Here is an 18,801-nt window from a genome sequence, read left to right on the forward strand (position 1 = left end):
GTCAGGAGCCCAGGCTCGCCGTCGGCAGGCCCGACGGTAGCGTCCCGCCCGTCGACCGGGTGTACGTCTCCGAGCCGAGACCACCCTCCCAGGTAACGCGGAGCGTGGTCCTGTTGACGGAGTCCACCGTGCCGGTCGTACGGGCCTTGCACGCGTCGAGGCGGATCACACGCCTCGCGCCCTCCTCGACCGCCGTCCCGGTGCAGATCGTCCGGTCGGTCGAGAAGAGCGCGGCCTGCTTGCCGGTGACGGTCAGGACCACGGCCTCGCCGCCGGTGGTGGCGAGCCAACTTCCCTCCACGCCGTCCCCGTTGGCGGTCGGACCGCCCGTACCGCCTGCGCCGCCGTCGTCGCCGGTCGCGGTCACGCTCGTGTCGGGGGTGGCGGAGGTCTTGTCCGTGGCGCCGGAGCCGCCGCTGTCGCACCCGGTGAGGGCGAGCGCGCCGAGCAGGGTCACGGCGGCGATCCGCGTCGCGGCGCTCGCCCCCGTTGCCGCCTTGGCCGCCCTGCTCGCCCGGGTCGTCGCAGTCATCGGAAAGCCCCCAAGTCCTGACCGGCCGGCCGCCCGGCGGCCGGTACGACCGCAGCAAGCTACCAGGACCGGGCGCTTACCAGGAGGCCTTCCGGACCCCGGGCAGATGCCCGGCGTGCGCCTGTTCCCGCAGGCTCACCCGGGACAGGCCGAAGGTGCGCAGGTAGCCGCGCGGCCGGCCGTCGATCTGGTCGCGATTGCGCACGCGTGTGGCGCTCGCGTCCCGCGGCTGCCCGCGCAACTCCCGCTCGGCGGCGAGCCGTTCGTCCGGCGTCGAGGACGGCCTGCGGATGATCTCCTTCAGCTCGGCCCGGCGGGCGGCGTACCGCTCGACGATCTGCCGCCGCTTCTCGTTCTTCGCGATCTTGCTCTTCTTCGCCATGGCGTCTCCCTGTTCTTCGGGGTTCTTCGCGGTCCGGGTTCTTTCGGGTTCTTCGGGGTGCTTCAGGTTCCTCGGGTGACTCGGGTTCCTCAGACCTTCACCCCGCGCGCGCGGATGCGCGCCACGGCTGACTCGACGCCGATCATGTCGACGGTCCTGACCGCCCTCGCGCTCAGCCGCAGCCGCACGTGGCGGCCCTCGCTCGGCAGCCAGTAGCGCTTGGTCTGGATGTTCGGGTCGAAGCGGCGGGAGGTCCGCCGGTGGGAGTGCGAGATGTGGTTGCCGAAGCCGGGCCGGGCGCCGGTCAGCATGCAGTGGGCGGACACGGGTGACGCACCTCTCCTCGATCGGTGATGTAAATGGAATTCATTTTCAGTAGCATAGCGGCATGGCACGCAACGAACTCCGCCCGGTCGTCAAACTCCGGTCCACCGCTGGGACCGGCTACACCTACGTCACCCGCAAGAACCGCCGCAACGACCCGGACCGGCTGACCCTGCGCAAGTACGACCCGGTCGCCGGCCGGCACGCCGACTTCCGAGAGGAGCGCTGAGGCCCGCCGTGCGCAACGGAATCCACCCGGCCTACGGTCCCGTCGTCTTCCGTGACCGTGCCGCGAACCACGCCTTCCTCACCCGCTCGACGATGACCAGCGAGAAGGCGATCGAGTGGGAGGACGGTCACACCTACCCCGTCGTCGACGTCGAGATCTCGAACGTCAGCCACCCCTTCTGCACCGGCACCGCCCGCGTCCTGGACACCGCCGGGCGCGTGGAGCGCTTCGAGCGCCGGTACGGGAAGCGGGGCGGGGCGTGAGCCTGTCGGTGGTGATCGTCGGCGGGCTGCACGCCGACGCCCGGAAGGCGGCCGTCGCGCGGCTCCTCGCCGAGGTGCCCGGCAGCGTCGCGCTCCACCACGACCTGGCGACGGCCCCCGCGGGCAGGGTCGTGCGCACCGTCCGGGACGCTTCCGGAGTGCTGTCCCGCGGCGAGACGCCCCTGGTCAACGACTGCGCGTGCTGCGCGCTGCGCGAGGACCTGGTGCCGGAGCTGCGCGGGATCGCCGCCGCCGGACACGCCCCGCTCGCGGTGGTCGAGCTGTGGGACTCCGTGGAGCCCAAGGCGATGGCCGAGGTGGTGGTGGCCGGCGGGCTCACGGTCACCGGCGTGATCACCGCCGTCGATCCGGCCCTCGTCCTGCCGTACCTCGGCAACGGCGACGATCTGGCGGACGGCGGGCTCGCCGCGGCCGCCACCGACCAGCGGACCGTCGCCGACACCTTCGCCCGGCAGCTGGAGTACGCGCCCGTGCTCGCCGTCACCGACTCCCCGGAGGCCGACGACGAGGACCGCGAACTGCTGGCACAACTGCACCCGACGGCCCGCCGGGTCCCGATCGGCCACGGTGACCCGGCGGGCGCCACCCCTGCCCCGGCACGTGCGCGGGAGGCCGCCCCGCGTTCGGAGCTGGTCCGCGCCGCCCTCGCCGGATTCGACGTCGAGGCGGCCGCGGCGGCCCAGCACCCGGCGTGCGCGCTGCTGCCCGCCGAGGCCGACGCGCACGGTGTCTCGACGCTGGTCTGGCGCCGTCACCGCCCCTTCCACCCGGAGCGGCTGTACGCGGCCCTGGAGGACCTGACCTGCGCCGCCGCGCGCAGCCGGGGCCGGTTCTGGCTGGCCGACCGGCCCGACACGCTGCTCCACTGGGACGCGGCCGGCGGCGCGCTGTGCGTGGAGGGCGCGGGGCCTTGGCTCGCCGCCCTGCCGGACGCGGCCTGGGACCTGGTCCCGCCCGTGCGCCGGGCCGCCGCCGCGCTGGACTGGCACCCGGAGCACGGCGACCGCTGCCAGCACCTCGTCTTCACGTCCCCCGGCCTCGACCGTGACGGCCTCGAACGGCTGCTGGAGTCCTGCCTGCTGACGGACGCCGAGTACGCCGCCGGGCGCGAGGCCTGGAGGGGCCTGGCGTCCGCCTTCGACACCCTCCTGGAGGTCTGACCCGATGCCCCGCAAGAGCGACCGCAAGCCCGCCAAGGACCGTCCCAACCCGTTGGAGCAGGCCGGGATCTCGTACATCGACTACAAGGACACCGATCTGCTGCGCAGGTTCATCTCCGACCGCGGCAAGATCCGCAGCCGCCGGGTCACCCGGGTCACGGCCCAGCAACAGCGGCTGCTGGCGCGGGCGATCAAGAGCGCGCGGGAGATGGCGCTGCTGCCGTACTCCGGCCGCTGACCGGGCCGGCGGCGCACCCGGGCGATAGGTAGGAGATTCCCTACGGTTGACACGTAGGGAATCTCCTACTTAATCTCGTCCGCATGAACATCACTCACGCCTCCTTCGTCACCCTCCCCGTCGGCGACCAGGACCGCGCGCTGCGCTTCTACACGGACGTCCTCGGTTTCGAGACCGTCGCCGACCGGGACATGTCCCAGGGGCGCTGGCTCCAGGTGGCGCCCGCCGGCGCGCAGACGGTCTTCACGCTCTCCGGGCCGGGGATGGGGGGTTTCGAGCCCGGATCGGCACGGGGGATCATGTTGGTCACGACCGATGTCGACGCCGCCTGCGCGCGGCTCGCGCAGGCCGGGGTTTCCGTGCAGGGCCCGGACGAGCTGCCCTGGGGCCGCATGGCCTCCTTCACGGACCCCGACGGCAACGGTCTGATGCTGCTGACCGAGAAGGAAGGTTTCTGACCGCCGCCATGAACGGGACGAGTTCCGTATGAAGGGGACGGGTACCGCCGCGGAGGACCGCGTCTTCGCCGCGCTCGCCAACGCCACCCGCCGCGAGGTGCTGCGGCTGCTGCGCGAGGAGGGGCCCCAGCCCGTCCAGGACCTGGCCGACCGCTTCGCCATGCGCCGCCCCAGCCTCTCGGAACACCTCAAGGTGCTCCGGGAGGCCGGTCTCGTCTCCGAGCAGCGCTCCGGCCGGCAGCGCATCTACCGCCTGGAGGCGGCCCCGCTGGCCGAGGTGCAGGACTGGCTCCACCCGTACGAGCGGTTCTGGCGCGGCCGGATGAAGGAACTCGGCGCGCTGCTGGACCGTATGCCCGACGACGACCGCAGCTGAGCCCCGATCCTTGCGGTGACCGCACCGGGGCACCGGCCCCCACGACGACCACACGGGCACGACCGCACATGAGCACCGACCCTGACGACGACCTCACCGCGATCCGCGTCGACCAGTTCTATCCGCACCCCCCGGCCAAGGTCTGGCGGGCCCTCACCGAGCCCTCGCTGCTCGCGCAGTGGCAGATGCCGGGTGCCGCGGACTTCCGCCTCCGGGTCGGCCACCGCTACCGGATGACCTCCGTCCCGCGGCCCAACTCCAAGTTCTCCGGCGTCGTCGACGTGGAGGTTCTCGCCTACGACGCCGAGCGGATGCTGTCCGTCCGCTGGAGGGACGCCGATCCGGCCAATCCCGCGGACTGGACGCTCACATGGACGTTGGAACAGGAAGGCCGCGGTACGCGTCTCTTCCTAGTGCACGACGGATTCGATCCGGACGACCCGGCACAGATGATGGCGCGGAAGATCATGGACGGGGGCTGGCGTTCGCATGTCCTGCGCGTTCTGGGGCAGACGCTCGACCGGCTCGGGTGAGGCGGACGCCAGGACTGTAACCGCTGAACCACTCCCCGTGCACGTGCATCTGCTCGCGCATCTGCACGTGAACAGGGCTATGATCCCGATCAGTTGACCGATGCATCAATGGCCACACCAGCCAGTGCACCACCGGGGAGCGACCTGTGGACCACGACGTTGAGAGCGGGTACGGGGGCGACGTGTACAACGGCATGGCGGCCGCACGGCTGCGCGGGGTGGCCTGGCAGAAGAGCCGGCACAGCAACTCGCAGGGCTCCTGCGTGGAGTTCGCGCGACTGCCGGGCGGGGACGTGGCGGTGCGCAACTCCCGTTTCCCGGAAGGTCCCGCGCTCGTCTACACGCGTGCGGAGATCGAGGCGATGCTGCTGGGCGTCAAGGACGGGGAGTTCGATCACCTGATAGCGGGCTGACGTGCCCTCGAAGCGGGTGGGCGGCTCGGGTCGATCGGCGCGCGACACGCGGTAACGCGCGTAGAACCGTGACGTCGAAAAGGGCCCCGGTTCGTCATTCGGCGGGTGGAAGCCGGAAGAGCGCCCAGACCACCTTTCCGTCCAGGGCGCCGGTCAGCGGGTGCCAGCCCCAGCTGTCGCTGAACGAGTCGACGAGGAAGAGGCCGCGGCCCGACTCCGCCGAGAAGTCGTCCGTGTCTCGGGCGACCGGGCTCTCCCGGCTGGGGTCGCGCACCGCGCACACCAGTCGCCCGGTCCACCGCAGCAGGTGCAGCCGCACGGGCGAGTCGTGGTCGCACGAGTGCGCCGGCGACGCCGGGGGCACCGGCAGGCCGTGCCGCAGGGCGTTGGTGACCAGCTCGGAGACCACCAGGCAGACGTCCTCGAACCGGTCGTCCAGCTCCCACCGGTCGAGCGTCGTGCGGGTGAACTGCCTTGCCTCACGCACCGCTTCGTAGCGGGCGGGCAGTGCGCAGGAGGCGGCGCTCGAGACGGCCGCGGGATCCAGCGGGGGAAGGCCCTGCCGTAACGGCTCGAGCATGGTCGATCCATTCGTCCCCATGCGAGGCACTCCCGGTAATCCGCGGTCGTTGCGATGCAGCGGTGGCGCACGACCATGGTTTCGGATGCGCACAGCAGATGCAAGGGCAGATGCACGTGCACGCGACCGAATTGGACCTCCCCGTACCGCTTACTGGCCATTTTTTCCGCCATCTTCTTGTCATCCGCCGGACTCCTGCCCGGCTGCCGTCGTGCGGATTCCTTGATCTCTTTCCGTTTCCGTAATCACGCGAGTACAGCTCGGAGTGAATTAGTGGCAGACTGCGGGCCTTGAAGACGGTTGGGGAGGCTGGCGAACGTGAGCGCGGGAGAGCCCGGATCGGTGGTGCGGCGCATGCTGCTCGGCTCGCAACTCAGGCGACTGCGCGAAGCGCGGGGGATCACGCGTGAGGCGGCCGGGTACTCGATCCGCGCCTCGGAATCGAAGATCAGCCGGATGGAGTTGGGCCGGGTGAGCTTCAAGACACGAGACGTGGAAGACCTGTTGACGCTGTACGGCATCACGGACGAGGTCGAGCGCACCTCGCTGCTCTCCCTCGCCAAGGAGGCCAACGTCGCGGGCTGGTGGCACAGTTACTCCGACGTCCTGCCCAACTGGTTCCCCACCTACGTGGGGCTGGAGGGCGCGGCGTCACTGATCCGCGTCTACGAGGTGCAGTTCGTGCACGGGCTGCTGCAGACCGAGGCGTACGCGCGGGCGGTGGTCCGGCGCGGTATGCAGGGCGCGAGCGAGGCGGACGTGGAACGGCGGGTGGCGCTGCGCATGGAGCGGCAGAAGCACCTCGTCTCGGAGAACGCTCCCGACCTCCGCATCGTCCTCGACGAGGCCGCCCTGCGTCGGCCCTACGGCGACCGTGACGTGATGCGCGGGCAGTTGGAGCACCTGATCGAGATCTCCGAGCGCCCCAACGTACGGCTTCAGGTCATGCCGTTCAGCTTCGGGGGGCACGCCGGCGAGTCCGGCGCCTTCACCATCCTCAGCTTCCCCGAGTCCGACCTGTCGGACGTGGTCTACCTGGAGCAGCTCACCAGCGCCCTCTACCTGGACAAGCCCGAGGACGTCGCCCAGTACGAGAGGACGCTGGAGGAGATCCAGCACGACGGACCCGGTCCGGACGAGAGCCGCGACCTGCTGCGCGGGCTGCTCCAGCTCACCTAGGGAAAACCCCTCGGAAACCTGTCGGAGACCCACAACTCCGTTCGGTCACAAGTACGATGACGTGTGATCAGACCGTGAGGAAGTGATCGGGGGTTGATCGGGCTCCGACTGCTTCGACCGTCTCGACAGCAGGGGATCGAGGGAGCACATGTCGTCCTACTTCACCGACCTGGCCCAGCAGTACATCGACGGCGAGTGGCGCCCCGGGACCGGCTCCTGGGACATCATCGACTTCGACCCGTACAACGGGGAGAAGCTGGCCTCGATCACCATAGCCACGGTCGACGAGGTGGATCAGGCCTACCGCGCGGCCGCCCGCGCCCAGAAGGAGTGGGCCGCGACCAACGCCTACGTCCGCCGGGCCGTCTTCGAGAAGGCGCTGCGGCTGGTCGAGGAGCGGGAGCCGGAGATCACCGACGTGATCATCGCCGAGCTCGGCGGCACCCGCCTGAAGGCCGCTTTCGAACTGCACCTCGCCAAGGAGTTCCTGCGCGAGTCGATCCACCTGGCGCTGCGCCCCGAGGGCAAGATCCTGCCGTCCCCGGTCGACGGCAAGGAGAACCGCGTCTACCGGGTGCCGGTCGGTGTCGTGGGCGTCATCAGCCCCTTCAACTTCCCCTTCCTGCTGTCCCTGAAGTCGGTGGCCCCGGCGCTCGCCCTCGGCAACGGCGTGGTGCTCAAGCCGCACCAGAACACCCCGGTCACCGGCGGCTCCCTGGTCGCGAAGATCTTCGAGGACGCGGGTCTGCCGGGCGGTCTGCTCAACGTCGTCATCACCGACATCGCCGAGATCGGCGACGCGTTCATCGAGCACCCCGTCGCCGAGGTCATCTCCTTCACCGGCTCCGACAAGGTCGGGCGGCACGTCGCCACCGTCTGCGCCTCCCACTTCAAGCGCTCGGTCCTGGAACTCGGCGGCAACAGCGCGGTCGTGGTCCTGGACGACGCCGACCTCGACTACGCGGTCGACGCGGCCGTCTTCAGCCGGTACGTCCACCAGGGCCAGGTCTGCATGGCCGCGAACCGGATCATGGTGGACCGCTCGGTCGCCGAGGAGTTCACCGCGAAGTTCGTCGCCAAGGTGAGGTCGCTGAAGGTCGGCGACCCGCGCGACCCGGAGACCGTCATCGGCCCGGTGATCAACTCCACCCAGGCGAACGCGGTGTCGGGCGCCGTCGAGCAGGCGATCGCCGAGGGGGCCACGGCCCTGCTGCGCGGCACCACCACCGACAACCTCGTCGAGCCGTCGGTCCTGACGGACCTGCCCGCCGGCTCCTCCCTGCTCCGCCAGGAGGTCTTCGGCCCGGTCGCCTTCGTCATCCCGTTCGAGGGCGAGGAGGAGGCGGTCCGGATCGTCAACGACACCCCGTACGGCCTCAGCGGAGCCGTCCACACGGCGGACATCGAGCGGGGTGTGGCCTTCGCCAGGCGGATCGACACCGGCATGTTCCACGTGAACGACGGCACCGTCCACGACGAGCCGCTCGTACCCTTCGGCGGCGAGAAGCACTCCGGGATCGGCCGGCTGAACGGCGAGACGACCCTGGACGCCTTCACCACGCTGAAGTGGATCTCGGTACAGCACGGCCGGAGCGGGTTCCCGTTCTAGGGTCTTCCGATCGGATCAGGCCGGATCCGGGAGCGGTGCCGGGGCCCGCGGACCCGGCTTGATCCGAGCGAGAGGCCCTGGCTCTAACCTGGAGCGCATGTCAGCGATCCGCCTCCTCGTGCTGGGCGCCGTCCGCCAGCACGGGCGGGCCCACGGCTACCAGGTGCGCGGCGACCTGGAGTACTGGGGCGCGCACGAGTGGTCCAACGCCAAGCCCGGCTCGATCTACCACGCCCTGAAGCAGATGGCCGGGCAAGGACTGCTGCACGCGCACGAGACCGCCCCGTCCACGGCCGGCGGCCCGCCCCGCACGGAGTACGAGATCACCGACGCCGGCACCGAGGAGTACTTCCGGCTGCTGCGGGAGGCCCTGGTCTCCTACGGCCAGAAGGCGGACGTCCAGTCCGCGGCCATCGGCTTCCTCGTGGACCTGCCCAGGGACGAGGCGATCGCCCTGCTCCAGGAGCGGATCCGGCGGATCGGGCAGTGGCGGACGTCCGTCACCGAGCACTACGTTCCCGAGGACGGACCCGAACAGCTCGGCCACATCGGCGAGATCATGAACCTGTGGGTCCACACGGCCGACTCCGACGCCGCGTGGACCCGGGGACTGATCGGACGCCTGGAACGCGGCGCCTACACCTTCGCCGGCGAGGGCGAGCCGTTCGTCGGCGTCCTGGCCGAGGGCGAGCGGAACCCGTACGCGACAGGCGAGAGCCATCCGGAGGACGACCGCTGATCCCGCACGGCACGGCCTAGTGCTGCGACCGGAGAGGTTCACCGGCAAACCTTTGCGGCCGCAGCACTAGTGGTGGAAGCCGGTGGCCGCGTTCTTGTCCCGGATCAGCGGGTGCGGCTGGCGGCGCAGTTCGGGCAGCTGGCGCCCGAGGTCCTCCAGGAACAGCTCGGCGAGGTCCGCCGAGAACCCGTTGCGGCAGACCACCCGCAGGACGGACAGGTCCTGCCGGTTCGGCGGGAAGGTGTACGCGGGCACCAGCCAGCCGTTCTCGCGCAGCCGCCGGGAGACGTCGAACACGTCGAAGGCCCGCACCTCCGGCGCCGTGGTGAAGGCGAACACCGGCAACTGGTCGCCGCGGGTCAGCAGCCGGAAGTCGCCGAACGTCTCGATCCGTTCGGCGAGGTGGCGGGCCACGTCCCGGGTGCTCTGCTGCACCAGCCGGTAGCCCTCGCGGCCCAGCCGCAGGAACGAGTAGTACTGGGCGACCACCTGTGCGCCGGGCCGGGAGAAGTTCAGCGCGAAGGTCGGCATGTCACCGCCGAGGTAGTTGACCCGGAAGACCAGTTCCTCGGGCAGCGCCTCCTGGTCCCGCCACAGTGCCCAGCCGACGCCCGGGTACACCAGTCCGTACTTGTGCCCCGAGGTGTTGATCGATGCCACCCTCGGGAGCCGGAAGTCCCAGACCAGGTCCTGGTCGAGGAAGGGCGCGATCATGCCGCCCGACGCGCCGTCGACGTGCACCGGGACGTCCAGCCCCGTGCGTTCCTGGAGGGCGTCCAGGGCCGCGCACAGGTCGGCGATCGGCTCGTAGGAGCCGTCGAAGGTGGAGCCCAGGATGCCGACGACCCCGATGGTGTTCTCGTTGCACAGCTCGGCGGCGGCCCTCGGGTCGAGGTGGTAGCGGTCGCCGTCCATCGGGACCTGGCGGGCCTCGACCTCCCAGAAGTTGCAGAACTTCTCCCAGCACACCTGGACGTTGACGCCCATGACGAGGTTCGGGCGCGCGTCCCGGCCGGGGTAGCGGTCGGCGTTGCGCTGCGCCCAGCGCCGCTTGAGCGCCATCCCGGCGAGCATGCACGCCTCGCTCGACCCGGTCGTCGAACAGCCCACGGCGGCCGAGGGGTCCGGCGCGTTCCACAGGTCGGCGAGCATCGCCACACAGCGCCGCTCCAGTTCGGCGGTGCGCGGGTACTCGTCCTTGTCGATCATGTTCTTGTCGCGGCACTCGTTCATCAGGACACCGGCCTGCGGTTCCATCCAGGTCGTGACGAACGTGGCCAGGTTCAGCCGGGAGTTGCCGTCCAGCATCAGCTCGTCGTGCACGAGCTGGTACGCCGTCGAGGGCGGCAGGGGTGTGTCGGCGAGCCGGTGCTTGGGCGGCGCCTCGGCCATCTCGACGGCCGGATTCGCCTCCCCGTAGAAGGGGTTGACGGACAGGGGGCGCTCGTCGGGCTTCTCGTGTCCTTGGTGCAGCGGCATGTGGCTGTCTCCTACTGGATCGACGCGATCGATGGGTTCGAGGGGCCGGGAGTGGGGGAGTCGGGGGAGTCGGAGAGTCGTCGTGCGGAAGGTTCGCGGAACCGGGGCGCGGGGCCCGGTCAGCGGACCGCCCTGCCGTCCTTCCCGAGCTGCATCGGCGGCCTGCCGGTCACCAGCAGCCAGGCCGGCAGCGAGGCGGCGCACAGCAGGGCGAGGACGGTCGGCGAGGACACGAGGACCGCGGCCGTGAACAGGCTCACCCAGCCCTGCCGGGTGACGGCCAGGAGCACGCCCAGCACGCCCGCCGCCACGCCGAGCGACTCGGGCACCGCGGGCACGAGGGCGTGCGCGGTCAGCCCGAACGCGGCGCCGACGAACACGGACGGGAAGATCCGCCCGCCGCGGAACCCGCAGGACGCGGCGACGAGCAGCGCGGCCAGCTTCACCACGGCCATGGTCGCGAACTGCCCGGCCGTCCAGGCGCCGGGTTCGCGGGTCAGCTCCGCGACCTCCGACAGCCCCTTGAAGAGCGTGAGGGGACCGCCCAGCACCGCCAGCAGGCCGAGTACGAGCCCACCGGCGGGAAGCGCCAGCATCGGGTGCCCGAGCCGGGAGAAGGCGCGGTGGACGTACGGGAAGGCGTACACGGCGAGCAGGCCGAGCAGCGCGGCCGCGGAGGCGATCACCAGCGCGGCCAGGAGGTCGCCCCAGTGCGGTCGGCCGAGGGGAGGAAGGCCCAGGTCGAAGGTGGGGCGGGAGACCAGCGCGGTCGTCATGGCGCCCGCGGTCCCGGCGGCCAGCGGCGCGAAGAGGCCGTCCCACAGCGCCCCCTTCATCGACCGCCCGGCGAGTGCCTCGGAGATGACGAGCGCGGCGGCCACCGGGGTGCCGAACAGGGCGCCGATCGTCGCCGCCTCCGCCAGCGCCGGCCACAGCGCGCCCGGCAGCCGGGGCAGCAGCCGGCGGCCCAGCGCGAACGCCAGGGCCACGTTCGCCATGATGATGGGGTTCTCGGGGCCGAGGCTCGGCCCGCCGGCCAGCATCAGCATGGCGGCCACCAGCAGCCCCGGCAGCACGCCCGGCGCCACCGGGGCGGCCGTCAGGCCCAGCGTCGCCGGCTCCGGGCCCGCGTGCCCCGGCGCCCTCCACACCACGAGCCCCACCAGGACACCGGTCGCGGTGGGCACGACCAGCATCCACACCACCGAGTAGCGCCCGATGCCCAGGGCATCGGGCAGGCTCTCCCACAAAACCCCCTGTAACTGCTCCGCCAGCCCGCTCACCAGCAGGAACAGCAGACTGGAGCTGACCCCGACGGCCAGTGCGGGCAGGAGCAGCGGCAGCAGGGCGCGGGCCGGGGTCGCCGGGGCGGTCGGTGCCTGCTGTGCGGTGTCCTGGGCCACGGGCTCACGATAAGCGGACGAAAGCGACGCAACGTCCGAGCGAAACACGCTTGCACCTCACGTGGCGTGAGGAGCCACCGTGGACCGCGTACCGAGAAAGGAGCGGAAGTGAGCTACTCCGTGGGACAGGTCGCCGGATTCGCCGGAGTGACGGTGCGCACCCTGCACCACTACGACGACATCGGCCTGCTCGTCCCGGGCGAGCGCAGCCACGCGGGCCACCGGCGCTACGGCGACGCGGATCTCGACCGGTTGCAGCAGATCCTGTTCTACCGGGAGCTCGGCTTCCCGCTCGAGGAGGTCGCGGCCCTGCTCGACGACCCGGAGGCGGACCCCGGCGCGCACCTGCGCCGCCGGCACGAGCTGCTGACCGCCCGGATCGAGAAGCTGAGGAAGATGGCCGCGGCCGTGGAGAAGGCCATGGAGGCACGCAGGATGGGCATCGATCTCACGCCGGAGGAGCGGTTCGAGGTCTTCGGCGACCACGATCCCGAGCAGTACGCCGACGAGGTCCGGCAGCGCTGGGGCGACACCGAGGCCTACCGGCAGTCCCGGCGCCGTACCGCCTCGTACACCAAGGAGGACTGGAAGCGGCTCACCGAGGAGCAGGACGCGATCCACCGGCGCATGGCGGCGCTGCTCGACGCGGGCACACCGGCCGGCTCCGAGGCCGCCATGGACGTGGCCGAGGAACACCGCCGGTTCATCTCCGGCAGCTACTACGACTGCGGGCACGAGATGCACACCTGCCTGGCGCAGATGTACGTCGCCGACCCGCGCTTCACCGCGACCTACGAGAAGATCCGGCCGGGCCTGGCCGCCTACCTGCGCGAGGCGATCCTCGCCAACGCCGAGCGGCACACCGCGTAGGAGCCTGGGGGGCCAGGGTCCCGGCACCCGGGCCCCCGCCGGTCACTCCCGGGCCAGGACCACGGCCGTGCCGTAGGCGCACACCTCCGTGCCGACGTCCGCCGCCTCGGTCACGTCGAAGCGGAAGGCCAGCACCGCGTTGGCGCCCCGCGCGCGTGCCTGCTCGACGAGCCGCTCCATGGCCTGGTTGCGGGTCTGCACCAGTGTCTTGGTGAGCCCCTTGAGCTCACCGCCGATCATCGACTTCAGACCCGCTCCGATCTGGCTGCCCAGGTGCCGGGAGCGGACCGTCAGCCCGAAGACCTCGCCGATGACCTTCTCCACCCGGTGGCCGGGCACGTCGTTCGTCGTCACGACCAGCACATCCGGCTGGGGCTCCTGGCCGCCGCCGTATTCATCGATGTTCATGGCGCACAGCTTGGCGTGAGCGGACCGCGCAGCGCCATCCCCCGGGCACCTGTGGAACCTTGGGCGTATACCTTGCGTTGGTAGCTTTGTGCGGCACCGCACGAGGCCCCGCCTCGACACCTCGACGCCGCACACCCCATCCCCCTCAGGAGTCCGGAACCGTGACGACGCTTGCCCTCGGCCCGAGCTGGCTGGATCCGAACTACCTGCTCAACTCGTTCGGCATCTGGGGCCTGCTCCTCATCGTCTTCGCCGAGTCGGGTCTGCTCATCGGCTTCTTCCTGCCGGGTGACTCGCTGCTGTTCACCTGCGGTCTGCTGATCACGTCCAAGCAGCTGGACTTCCCGCTGTGGGGTGCCATCGGCCTGATCTGCCTCGCCGCGATCCTGGGCGACCAGGCGGGCTACATGTTCGGCAAGAAGGTCGGGCCGTCGCTCTTCAACCGGCCCGACTCCCGCCTGTTCAAGCAGGAGAACGTCACCAAGGCCCACGAGTTCTTCGAGAAGTACGGCCCGAAGTCCCTGGTCCTGGCCCGCTTCGTGCCCATCGTGCGCACGTTCACGCCGATCATCGCGGGCGTCAGCGGCATGCGGTACCGCTCGTTCCTGGTCTTCAACATCATCGGCGGTGTGCTGTGGGGCGCCGGTGTGACGCTCCTCGGCTCCTGGCTGGGCAACATCGGCTTCGTCAAGGCCAACATCGAGGCGATCCTCATCCTGATCGTCCTCGTCTCGGTGGTCCCGATCATCATCGAGTTCCTGCGCGCCCGCTCCAAGGCCAAGAACGCCCCCGAGGAGCCGGCCGCCCCCGTCCAGCAGCCCGCCGACCCGTACCAGCAGCAGCACGCGCAGCAGTTCCAGCAGCCGGTCATGGACGACGCCACGACCCGCCTGCGCCGCATCGAGCCGCCGCACCAGTACGGCAACCAGAACCACGCCCCGCAGGATCAGCAGCAGTACGGCTACGGCCAGCAGTACGCGCAGCCGTACCCGCAGCAGCAGCCCTATCCGCAGCAGTCCTACGGCGAGCAGCAGGGCGACTACGACCAGAACCCGCAGTACCCGGACAACGGCGGCTACTACCGCGCCCCGTAGAGCGCCGGCCGGACCCGCGGGTCAGAACCCGCGGGTCCGCTTCGCGGCCCGGCGCCCCGCGGCCGAGGCGGCGCCCGGCACCTTGAGGAACAGCCGGGAGATCTCCGAGCCGAGGTTCACCCCGATCGCGATGGCCATGGCGAGCGACACCGCCTTGGCCAGCGACACCAGTCCCTTGTCGACGTGGTTCTGCGCGATCGACAGCAGACCGAAGTACGTCGCCGAACCCGGTAGCAGCGGCCCTATCGCGGCGGTCGTGTACGGCAGCGCGGAGGCGAACCGGTAGCGGGACAGCAGCTGCCCGAACAGGCCCACCAGGCCCGCCGCCACGGCCGTGGACGCCACCGGGGAGATGTTGCCGACGTCGTGCATGGCGCCGTACACCGACCACGCGACACCGCCGTTGAGCGTCACCAGCAGCACGGTGGACCGCTCCTGCTGCAACAGCACGGCGAAGGTCAGCGACAGCAGCATCGCGGCGACGATCTGGAGCACCGGCCGCCGGCTCATGGCGAGCGCGGCGTCCGGATCGAGCGCGGCGCCCAGCTTCACACCGAAGTACAGGACCAGCAGGACGCCTGTGACGATGCCGACGAAGAAGTACATGACCTCCAGCAGGCGCGCGGAGGCGGTGATGTAGAAGCCGGTCAGCCCGTCCTGCACGCCCGCCACCAGCGCCCGCCCCGGCAGCAGCGCGAACAGTCCACCGGTGATGACGGCGGACGCCTTCACGTCGACGTGCGCCACGGTGAGCGCGACGCCGAGCGCGGCCGGCGGCATCGCGGCGACCGTGAACTGGTAGAACTCCGGCAGCCCGCGCCCCGCGCACAGCCACGCGAGCCGGTCGCCGAGCATCGCGCCGAGCGCCGCGGCCACGAAGACGATCAGGTCGCCGCCGACCAGGACGGAGGCCGTGCCCGCCAGCAGCCCGGCGGCCGCGGTCAGCGCCCAGCCGGGGTAGGGGTGCCGGTTGCGGCGGATCTCCGCCAGCCGCCGGTAGGCCTCCTCCAGGGAGAGGTGGGTCTCCGGATCGCTCAGGTCGTCGACGAGCCGGAAGACGGCCGCCAGGCGCGTGTAGTCGGTGCCCCGGCGGCGTACCGTCCGCGACGCCGTCACGGGGTCGTCCACCAGGGACGGCTGGTGGGAGATCGACAGCAGAGTGAAGGTGACGGTCGGCTCGCAGCGGTCCAGGCCGTAGGAGCGGCAGACCGCGAACATCGCCGCCTCCACGTCCTCGGCGCCCTCACCGCCCGCGAGCAGCAGCTCGCCGATACGCAGGGTCAGGTCGAGCACGCGTGGTACGGCGGGACCTTCCTCCTCCGCCTTCTGCACCGGTTCGGGCGCGGGCCGGTCGGCCACCGACATGCGCAGCATGGTGCGCATCCGGTCCTGCCAGGGCACGTCCTTGGGCAGGTTGACCGCCGGGATGCCGCTCGCCGGGGTGAAGGCGGGCGGGGCCTGGCGGGCGCTGTAGGTCCGCGGCGTGCTGAAGGCGGACCCCTCCGGCTCCACGGCCGGCGGCGGTGCGACGTCGAGCCCGTCCGGCACGGCGAACTCGGACGTGGTCTCCGACTCGGTCCCCGTCCTGAGCGCCGTCAGCCCCTCGGGCACGGCGAACTCGGATGTCGTGGACGACTCGCCGTCGGCCGCCGGTACGACCGGAATCACCTGGGTCGCCTGGGTCACCGAGGGCCCGGCGGGAACCCTGAACGCACTCCGCGCCTCGTCCGACTGCGGCTTGCGGTCCTCCGCGTCCGTCACTGAGTAATGCTCCCTGAACGAAACCTTCCGTCAGCCTCAGTATGCGCAGACGGAGGTACAGGTACGCGAACGGCCGCACCGCCCCCGTGGGGATGGTGCGGCCGGTGGGACGCGCGGGGCTCAGTGACCGCCGTGCTCCTGGAAACGCTTGATGGAACGCTCGATCTCCGCCTCGGCGTCCGTGCGGCCCACCCAGTCGGCGCCCTCGACGGACTTGCCGGGCTCCAGGTCCTTGTAGACCTCGAAGAAGTGCTGGATCTCCAGGCGGTCGAACTCCGACACGTGGTGGATGTCCCGGAGGTGCTCCACCCGCGGGTCGGACGCCGGCACGCACAAAAGCTTGTCGTCGCCGCCGGCCTCGTCGGTCATCCGGAACATGCCGATCGCGCGGCACTTGATGAGGCAGCCGGGGAAGGTCGGCTCGTCCAGGATGACCAGCGCGTCCAGCGGGTCGCCGTCCTCGCCGAGGGTGTTCTCGACGAAGCCGTAGTCGGCCGGGTAGCTGGTCGAGGTGAAGAGTCGACGGTCCAGGCGGATCCGACCGGTCTCGTGGTCCACCTCGTACTTGTTCCGCGAACCCTTCGGGATCTCGATCGTGACGTCGAACTCCACCGGTGGCTCCTCCATGATCAGCACATAGTTCTGGTGATTAAGTGTCCCTCACGCAGGTGTGTGATCGCGAAAGGGGCTGGTGGTCGTGCCGGAGCTGAGAGCCTGGCGGGCCGCGAGACCGCGCCTGGCCCGTCTCGCACGGGCCGCACGGCTGCGGCTCGTACGGGCCGCGCGGGCCGTGAAACCGCGGGCCGCGCGACTCACGGGGGCCGCCGGGTCGTGGCTCGCTGAGCCGAAGACCTGGCAGTACACCGCGGGTGCCGCCACGGCCGGGCTGGCACTCGCGGCCGGTGTGGTGACCGCCGCCGGGCCCTGGGACTCCACCGGCCAGCGTACGGCCGAGCGGGACCGGGCCGCGGCACTGGGGCGCACGGGTGGCGCAGATCACGGCCGCGGGACCGGTACGCCGGATCCGTCCCGTACGTCCGACGCGTCCGGTTCTGTGTCCGACGGCGGGGCGAAGCCCGCGCCCAGCGCCGTGCCGGTGCTCGTGGGCCTCGGCGGCTCCGGCGACCCGGTGCGGCCCGCGTCGGACGCCTCGGCCGTCGCGGCCGCCCTGGACCCGCTGCTGGGGGACTCCGCACTCGGCACCCACCACGCCGCGGCCGTCGTCGACATCACCAGCGGCGAGCGGCTCTACGGCCAGGGCGCCGGCGACCCGCTCGTCCCCGCCTCCACCACCAAGATCGCCACCGCCGTCGCCGCGCTGTCCGCCCTCGGCCCCGACCACCGGCTCACCACCCGCGCCGCCCTGGAGCCCGGCACCGGGAAACTCGTCCTGATCGGGGGCGGCGACCCCACGCTCACCGCCCGCAAGGACGCCGGGGACCTGGCGAGCCTGCGCACCCTCGCCGCCGACACGGCGACCGCGCTGACCAGGCGCGGCGTGACCGAGGTGACGCTCTCGCACGACACCACCCTCTACGCAGGTCCCCTCCTGCACCCCATCGGCGTGAACGACAACCTCGCCCCGGTCAGCGCCCTGATGACCGACGAGGCCCGCACCGACGGCTCGACCAGCGGCCCGGCCCCGCGCGTGGCCGAGCCGGCGGCGGACGCCGCTCGCGCCTTCGCCGACCTGCTGACCGGCCACGGCATCCGGATCACGGTCGCCGGTCCCGCCAAGGCGTCCGGCCGCGCGGAGACCCTGGCCACCGCCTCCTCGCCCCCGCTGTCGAGCCTGGTCGAACGGATGCTCACCAACAGCGACAACGACCTCGCCGAGGCCCTGGCCCGCCAGACGGCCGCCGCGACGGGCGGGCGTCCGGACTTCGACGGGGGCGCCGCCGCGATCGCCGCCCAGCTGAAGAAGCTCGGCCTGCCCCTGACGGGCGCCGACTTCCACGACGGCAGCGGGCTCAACCGCGCCGACCGCCTCACCGCGGACCTGCTCACGGCCCTGCTGGCCAAGGCGGCCGATCCGGCCGACCCCGGCCTCCGCCCGGTCCTCACCGGCCTCCCGGTCGCCGGCTTCACCGGCACCCTGACCGGCCGCTACGCGGACGGCGCGGCCGGGCTCGTGCGGGCGAAGACGGGCACGCTGACGGGCGTCAACACCCTCGCGGGCACGGTCGTCGCCCGCAACGGCCACCTGCTGGCCTTCGCCTTCCTCACCGAGAACACCACCGGCCCGGAAGCAGCCCAGTCGGCCCTGGACCACGCGGTCACGACCCTGGCCACCTGCGCCTGCGACTGACCCCCCACGGCTGCTCCATCCCCGTCCGCCCCGCACTCACGACGCCCACGGACCCACGGAGCCTGCGGCGTCGGCGCCGGCGCCTGCCCGGCTGCCGCCGCGCAGGCGTCGGTGGATCACCGCCCGGCGCCCGCACGGGCAGGGCCGTGTACGGCGGTGCCGGAGCGGCGGTGCGGCCTTCGCAGGACGGGGTGGGCGTACGACCGGCGCGCCGTTCGGGGCACGGTCGGTCGGGCATGGGGCCGGACTGGCTGCGTCGGCCTCGCACGCTCGCAATCGGTCCTCCGCCAGGGCCACAGGGCCGGGCGCAGCCCGCCCGGCCGCCGCCGCGCGGTCGTGGCGTCCCCGCGTCCGGCAGGGGCCGTGCCGCCGGGGCCCGCCGCGCGGGCGTCGGTCGATCACCGCCCCGATGCCCGCACGGGCACGGCCGTGTACGGCGCCG

23 protein-coding genes are annotated in these 18,801 nt (G+C 71.6%); 14 read left to right on the forward strand and 9 right to left on the reverse strand.

Annotated features, from left to right (window positions below; all coding sequences use genetic code 11):
* Nucleotide 1: 1 nt before the first annotated feature.
* From ACWC91_RS33140 to rpmB, 3 genes are all read right to left on the reverse strand, one after another.
* Nucleotides 2-532 (reverse strand): hypothetical protein, encoded by a 531-nt coding sequence (locus ACWC91_RS33140; protein WP_225076928.1) that lies wholly within the window; start codon nucleotides 530-532, stop codon nucleotides 2-4.
* 76 nt (nucleotides 533-608) lie between these two features.
* Nucleotides 609-914: a 30S ribosomal protein S14 gene (rpsN, locus tag ACWC91_RS33145; protein WP_141359624.1), complete on the reverse strand. Its 306-nt coding sequence runs from the start codon at nucleotides 912-914 to the stop codon at nucleotides 609-611.
* Nucleotides 915-1,003: 89 nt separating this feature from the next.
* Complete coding sequence (gene rpmB, locus ACWC91_RS33150) at nucleotides 1,004-1,240, reverse strand: 50S ribosomal protein L28 (RefSeq protein WP_225076927.1); 237 nt, start codon at nucleotides 1,238-1,240, stop codon at nucleotides 1,004-1,006.
* Between the two features lie 62 nt (nucleotides 1,241-1,302).
* Between rpmB and rpmG the strand changes: the two genes are divergently transcribed.
* From rpmG to ACWC91_RS33190, 8 genes are all read left to right on the forward strand, one after another.
* Nucleotides 1,303-1,467, forward strand: coding sequence for a 50S ribosomal protein L33 (gene rpmG / locus ACWC91_RS33155; protein ID WP_141359622.1), 165 nt, complete (start codon nucleotides 1,303-1,305; stop codon nucleotides 1,465-1,467).
* Nucleotides 1,468-1,475: 8 nt separating this feature from the next.
* Nucleotides 1,476-1,730, forward strand: coding sequence for a type B 50S ribosomal protein L31 (locus ACWC91_RS33160; protein WP_225076926.1), 255 nt, complete (start codon nucleotides 1,476-1,478; stop codon nucleotides 1,728-1,730).
* A complete protein-coding gene (locus ACWC91_RS33165; RefSeq protein WP_225076925.1) occupies nucleotides 1,727-2,911 on the forward strand; it encodes a CobW family GTP-binding protein in 1,185 nt (394 codons plus the stop codon). The genes ACWC91_RS33160 and ACWC91_RS33165 overlap by 4 nt, the downstream gene beginning before the upstream one ends.
* A 4-nt stretch (nucleotides 2,912-2,915) precedes the next feature.
* The gene (rpsR, locus tag ACWC91_RS33170; protein WP_281156508.1) at nucleotides 2,916-3,149 is read left to right on the forward strand and encodes a 30S ribosomal protein S18; all 234 of its coding nucleotides are present in this window, start codon (nucleotides 2,916-2,918) and stop codon (nucleotides 3,147-3,149) included.
* 83 nt (nucleotides 3,150-3,232) lie between these two features.
* Nucleotides 3,233-3,607: a VOC family protein gene (locus ACWC91_RS33175; protein ID WP_281156507.1), complete on the forward strand. Its 375-nt coding sequence runs from the start codon at nucleotides 3,233-3,235 to the stop codon at nucleotides 3,605-3,607.
* Between the two features lie 28 nt (nucleotides 3,608-3,635).
* Nucleotides 3,636-3,983, forward strand: a complete 348-nt coding sequence (locus ACWC91_RS33180) for an ArsR/SmtB family transcription factor (RefSeq protein ID WP_141359617.1) — start codon at nucleotides 3,636-3,638, stop codon at nucleotides 3,981-3,983.
* A gap of 68 nt (nucleotides 3,984-4,051) precedes the next feature.
* On the forward strand, nucleotides 4,052-4,516 hold the full coding sequence (locus ACWC91_RS33185; RefSeq protein WP_281156506.1) for an SRPBCC family protein: 465 nt from the start codon (nucleotides 4,052-4,054) through the stop codon (nucleotides 4,514-4,516).
* Between the two features lie 146 nt (nucleotides 4,517-4,662).
* Complete coding sequence (locus ACWC91_RS33190) at nucleotides 4,663-4,929, forward strand: DUF397 domain-containing protein (protein ID WP_376503293.1); 267 nt, start codon at nucleotides 4,663-4,665, stop codon at nucleotides 4,927-4,929.
* 94 nt (nucleotides 4,930-5,023) lie between these two features.
* Here the strand turns inward: ACWC91_RS33190 and ACWC91_RS33195 are convergent, their stop codons facing one another.
* Nucleotides 5,024-5,509 carry an ATP-binding protein gene (locus ACWC91_RS33195; protein ID WP_225076920.1) on the reverse strand — a complete coding sequence of 162 codons (486 nt, stop codon included), beginning with the start codon at nucleotides 5,507-5,509 and terminating at the stop codon, nucleotides 5,024-5,026.
* A gap of 354 nt (nucleotides 5,510-5,863) precedes the next feature.
* Between ACWC91_RS33195 and ACWC91_RS33200 the strand changes: the two genes are divergently transcribed.
* The 3 genes from ACWC91_RS33200 to ACWC91_RS33210 all read left to right on the forward strand — a co-directional run bounded on the left by ACWC91_RS33200 (nucleotide 5,864) and on the right by ACWC91_RS33210 (nucleotide 9,036).
* Nucleotides 5,864-6,688, forward strand: a complete 825-nt coding sequence (locus tag ACWC91_RS33200; RefSeq protein ID WP_225077074.1) for a helix-turn-helix domain-containing protein — start codon at nucleotides 5,864-5,866, stop codon at nucleotides 6,686-6,688.
* 148 nt (nucleotides 6,689-6,836) lie between these two features.
* A complete protein-coding gene (locus ACWC91_RS33205; RefSeq protein WP_281156503.1) occupies nucleotides 6,837-8,297 on the forward strand; it encodes an aldehyde dehydrogenase family protein in 1,461 nt (486 codons plus the stop codon).
* A gap of 97 nt (nucleotides 8,298-8,394) precedes the next feature.
* On the forward strand, nucleotides 8,395-9,036 hold the full coding sequence (locus ACWC91_RS33210; RefSeq protein ID WP_281156502.1) for a PadR family transcriptional regulator: 642 nt from the start codon (nucleotides 8,395-8,397) through the stop codon (nucleotides 9,034-9,036).
* A 66-nt stretch (nucleotides 9,037-9,102) separates the two neighbouring features.
* Here the strand turns inward: ACWC91_RS33210 and ACWC91_RS33215 are convergent, their stop codons facing one another.
* Both ACWC91_RS33215 and ACWC91_RS33220 read right to left on the reverse strand, forming a co-directional pair.
* The gene (locus tag ACWC91_RS33215; protein ID WP_450640204.1) at nucleotides 9,103-10,515 is read right to left on the reverse strand and encodes a glutamate decarboxylase; all 1,413 of its coding nucleotides are present in this window, start codon (nucleotides 10,513-10,515) and stop codon (nucleotides 9,103-9,105) included.
* 119 nt (nucleotides 10,516-10,634) lie between these two features.
* A complete protein-coding gene (locus ACWC91_RS33220) occupies nucleotides 10,635-11,918 on the reverse strand; it encodes an ion channel protein (RefSeq protein WP_450640205.1) in 1,284 nt (427 codons plus the stop codon).
* A gap of 108 nt (nucleotides 11,919-12,026) precedes the next feature.
* Between ACWC91_RS33220 and ACWC91_RS33225 the strand changes: the two genes are divergently transcribed.
* The gene (locus ACWC91_RS33225) at nucleotides 12,027-12,788 is read left to right on the forward strand and encodes a MerR family transcriptional regulator (protein WP_225076915.1); all 762 of its coding nucleotides are present in this window, start codon (nucleotides 12,027-12,029) and stop codon (nucleotides 12,786-12,788) included.
* 42 nt (nucleotides 12,789-12,830) lie between these two features.
* Here ACWC91_RS33225 and ACWC91_RS33230 read toward each other — a convergent pair whose 3' ends face one another.
* Nucleotides 12,831-13,196: a YbjQ family protein gene (locus ACWC91_RS33230; RefSeq protein WP_141359608.1), complete on the reverse strand. Its 366-nt coding sequence runs from the start codon at nucleotides 13,194-13,196 to the stop codon at nucleotides 12,831-12,833.
* A 161-nt stretch (nucleotides 13,197-13,357) separates the two neighbouring features.
* Between ACWC91_RS33230 and ACWC91_RS33235 the strand changes: the two genes are divergently transcribed.
* Nucleotides 13,358-14,290, forward strand: coding sequence for a DedA family protein (locus ACWC91_RS33235; protein ID WP_225076914.1), 933 nt, complete (start codon nucleotides 13,358-13,360; stop codon nucleotides 14,288-14,290).
* Between the two features lie 21 nt (nucleotides 14,291-14,311).
* Here ACWC91_RS33235 and ACWC91_RS33240 read toward each other — a convergent pair whose 3' ends face one another.
* Nucleotides 14,312-16,051 carry a threonine/serine exporter family protein gene (locus ACWC91_RS33240; protein ID WP_225076913.1) on the reverse strand — a complete coding sequence of 580 codons (1,740 nt, stop codon included), beginning with the start codon at nucleotides 16,049-16,051 and terminating at the stop codon, nucleotides 14,312-14,314.
* 120 nt (nucleotides 16,052-16,171) lie between these two features.
* On the reverse strand, nucleotides 16,172-16,663 hold the full coding sequence (locus ACWC91_RS33245; protein ID WP_141366388.1) for an inorganic diphosphatase: 492 nt from the start codon (nucleotides 16,661-16,663) through the stop codon (nucleotides 16,172-16,174).
* 79 nt (nucleotides 16,664-16,742) lie between these two features.
* On the opposite strand from ACWC91_RS33245, the gene dacB reads away from it, so the two are divergent.
* Nucleotides 16,743-18,359 carry a D-alanyl-D-alanine carboxypeptidase/D-alanyl-D-alanine endopeptidase gene (gene dacB, locus ACWC91_RS33250; protein WP_450640208.1) on the forward strand — a complete coding sequence of 539 codons (1,617 nt, stop codon included), beginning with the start codon at nucleotides 16,743-16,745 and terminating at the stop codon, nucleotides 18,357-18,359.
* Nucleotides 18,360-18,801: the final 442 nt, after the last annotated feature.

It is taken from the genome of Streptomyces sp. NPDC001204 (genome assembly GCF_053598035.1).

Excerpts from the sequence above, each read along its gene's own strand:
- ACWC91_RS33175 (WP_281156507.1), top strand. The coding sequence starts at position 3,233 with ATGAACATCACTCACGCCTCCTTCGTCACCCTCCCCGTCGGCGACCAG.
- ACWC91_RS33210 (WP_281156502.1), top strand. The coding sequence starts at position 8,395 with ATGTCAGCGATCCGCCTCCTCGTGCTGGGCGCCGTCCGCCAGCACGGG.
- rpmG (WP_141359622.1), top strand. The coding sequence starts at position 1,303 with ATGGCACGCAACGAACTCCGCCCGGTCGTCAAACTCCGGTCCACCGCT.
- ACWC91_RS33230 (WP_141359608.1), bottom strand. The coding sequence starts at position 13,196 with ATGAACATCGATGAATACGGCGGCGGCCAGGAGCCCCAGCCGGATGTG.
- rpsR (WP_281156508.1), top strand. The coding sequence starts at position 2,916 with ATGCCCCGCAAGAGCGACCGCAAGCCCGCCAAGGACCGTCCCAACCCG.
- ACWC91_RS33195 (WP_225076920.1), bottom strand. The coding sequence starts at position 5,509 with ATGCTCGAGCCGTTACGGCAGGGCCTTCCCCCGCTGGATCCCGCGGCC.
- ACWC91_RS33215 (WP_450640204.1), bottom strand. The coding sequence starts at position 10,515 with ATGCCGCTGCACCAAGGACACGAGAAGCCCGACGAGCGCCCCCTGTCC.
- ACWC91_RS33185 (WP_281156506.1), top strand. The coding sequence starts at position 4,052 with ATGAGCACCGACCCTGACGACGACCTCACCGCGATCCGCGTCGACCAG.
- ACWC91_RS33205 (WP_281156503.1), top strand. The coding sequence starts at position 6,837 with ATGTCGTCCTACTTCACCGACCTGGCCCAGCAGTACATCGACGGCGAG.
- ACWC91_RS33200 (WP_225077074.1), top strand. The coding sequence starts at position 5,864 with ATGCTGCTCGGCTCGCAACTCAGGCGACTGCGCGAAGCGCGGGGGATC.
- rpsN (WP_141359624.1), bottom strand. The coding sequence starts at position 914 with ATGGCGAAGAAGAGCAAGATCGCGAAGAACGAGAAGCGGCGGCAGATC.
- ACWC91_RS33140 (WP_225076928.1), bottom strand. The coding sequence starts at position 532 with ATGACTGCGACGACCCGGGCGAGCAGGGCGGCCAAGGCGGCAACGGGG.
- ACWC91_RS33180 (WP_141359617.1), top strand. The coding sequence starts at position 3,636 with ATGAAGGGGACGGGTACCGCCGCGGAGGACCGCGTCTTCGCCGCGCTC.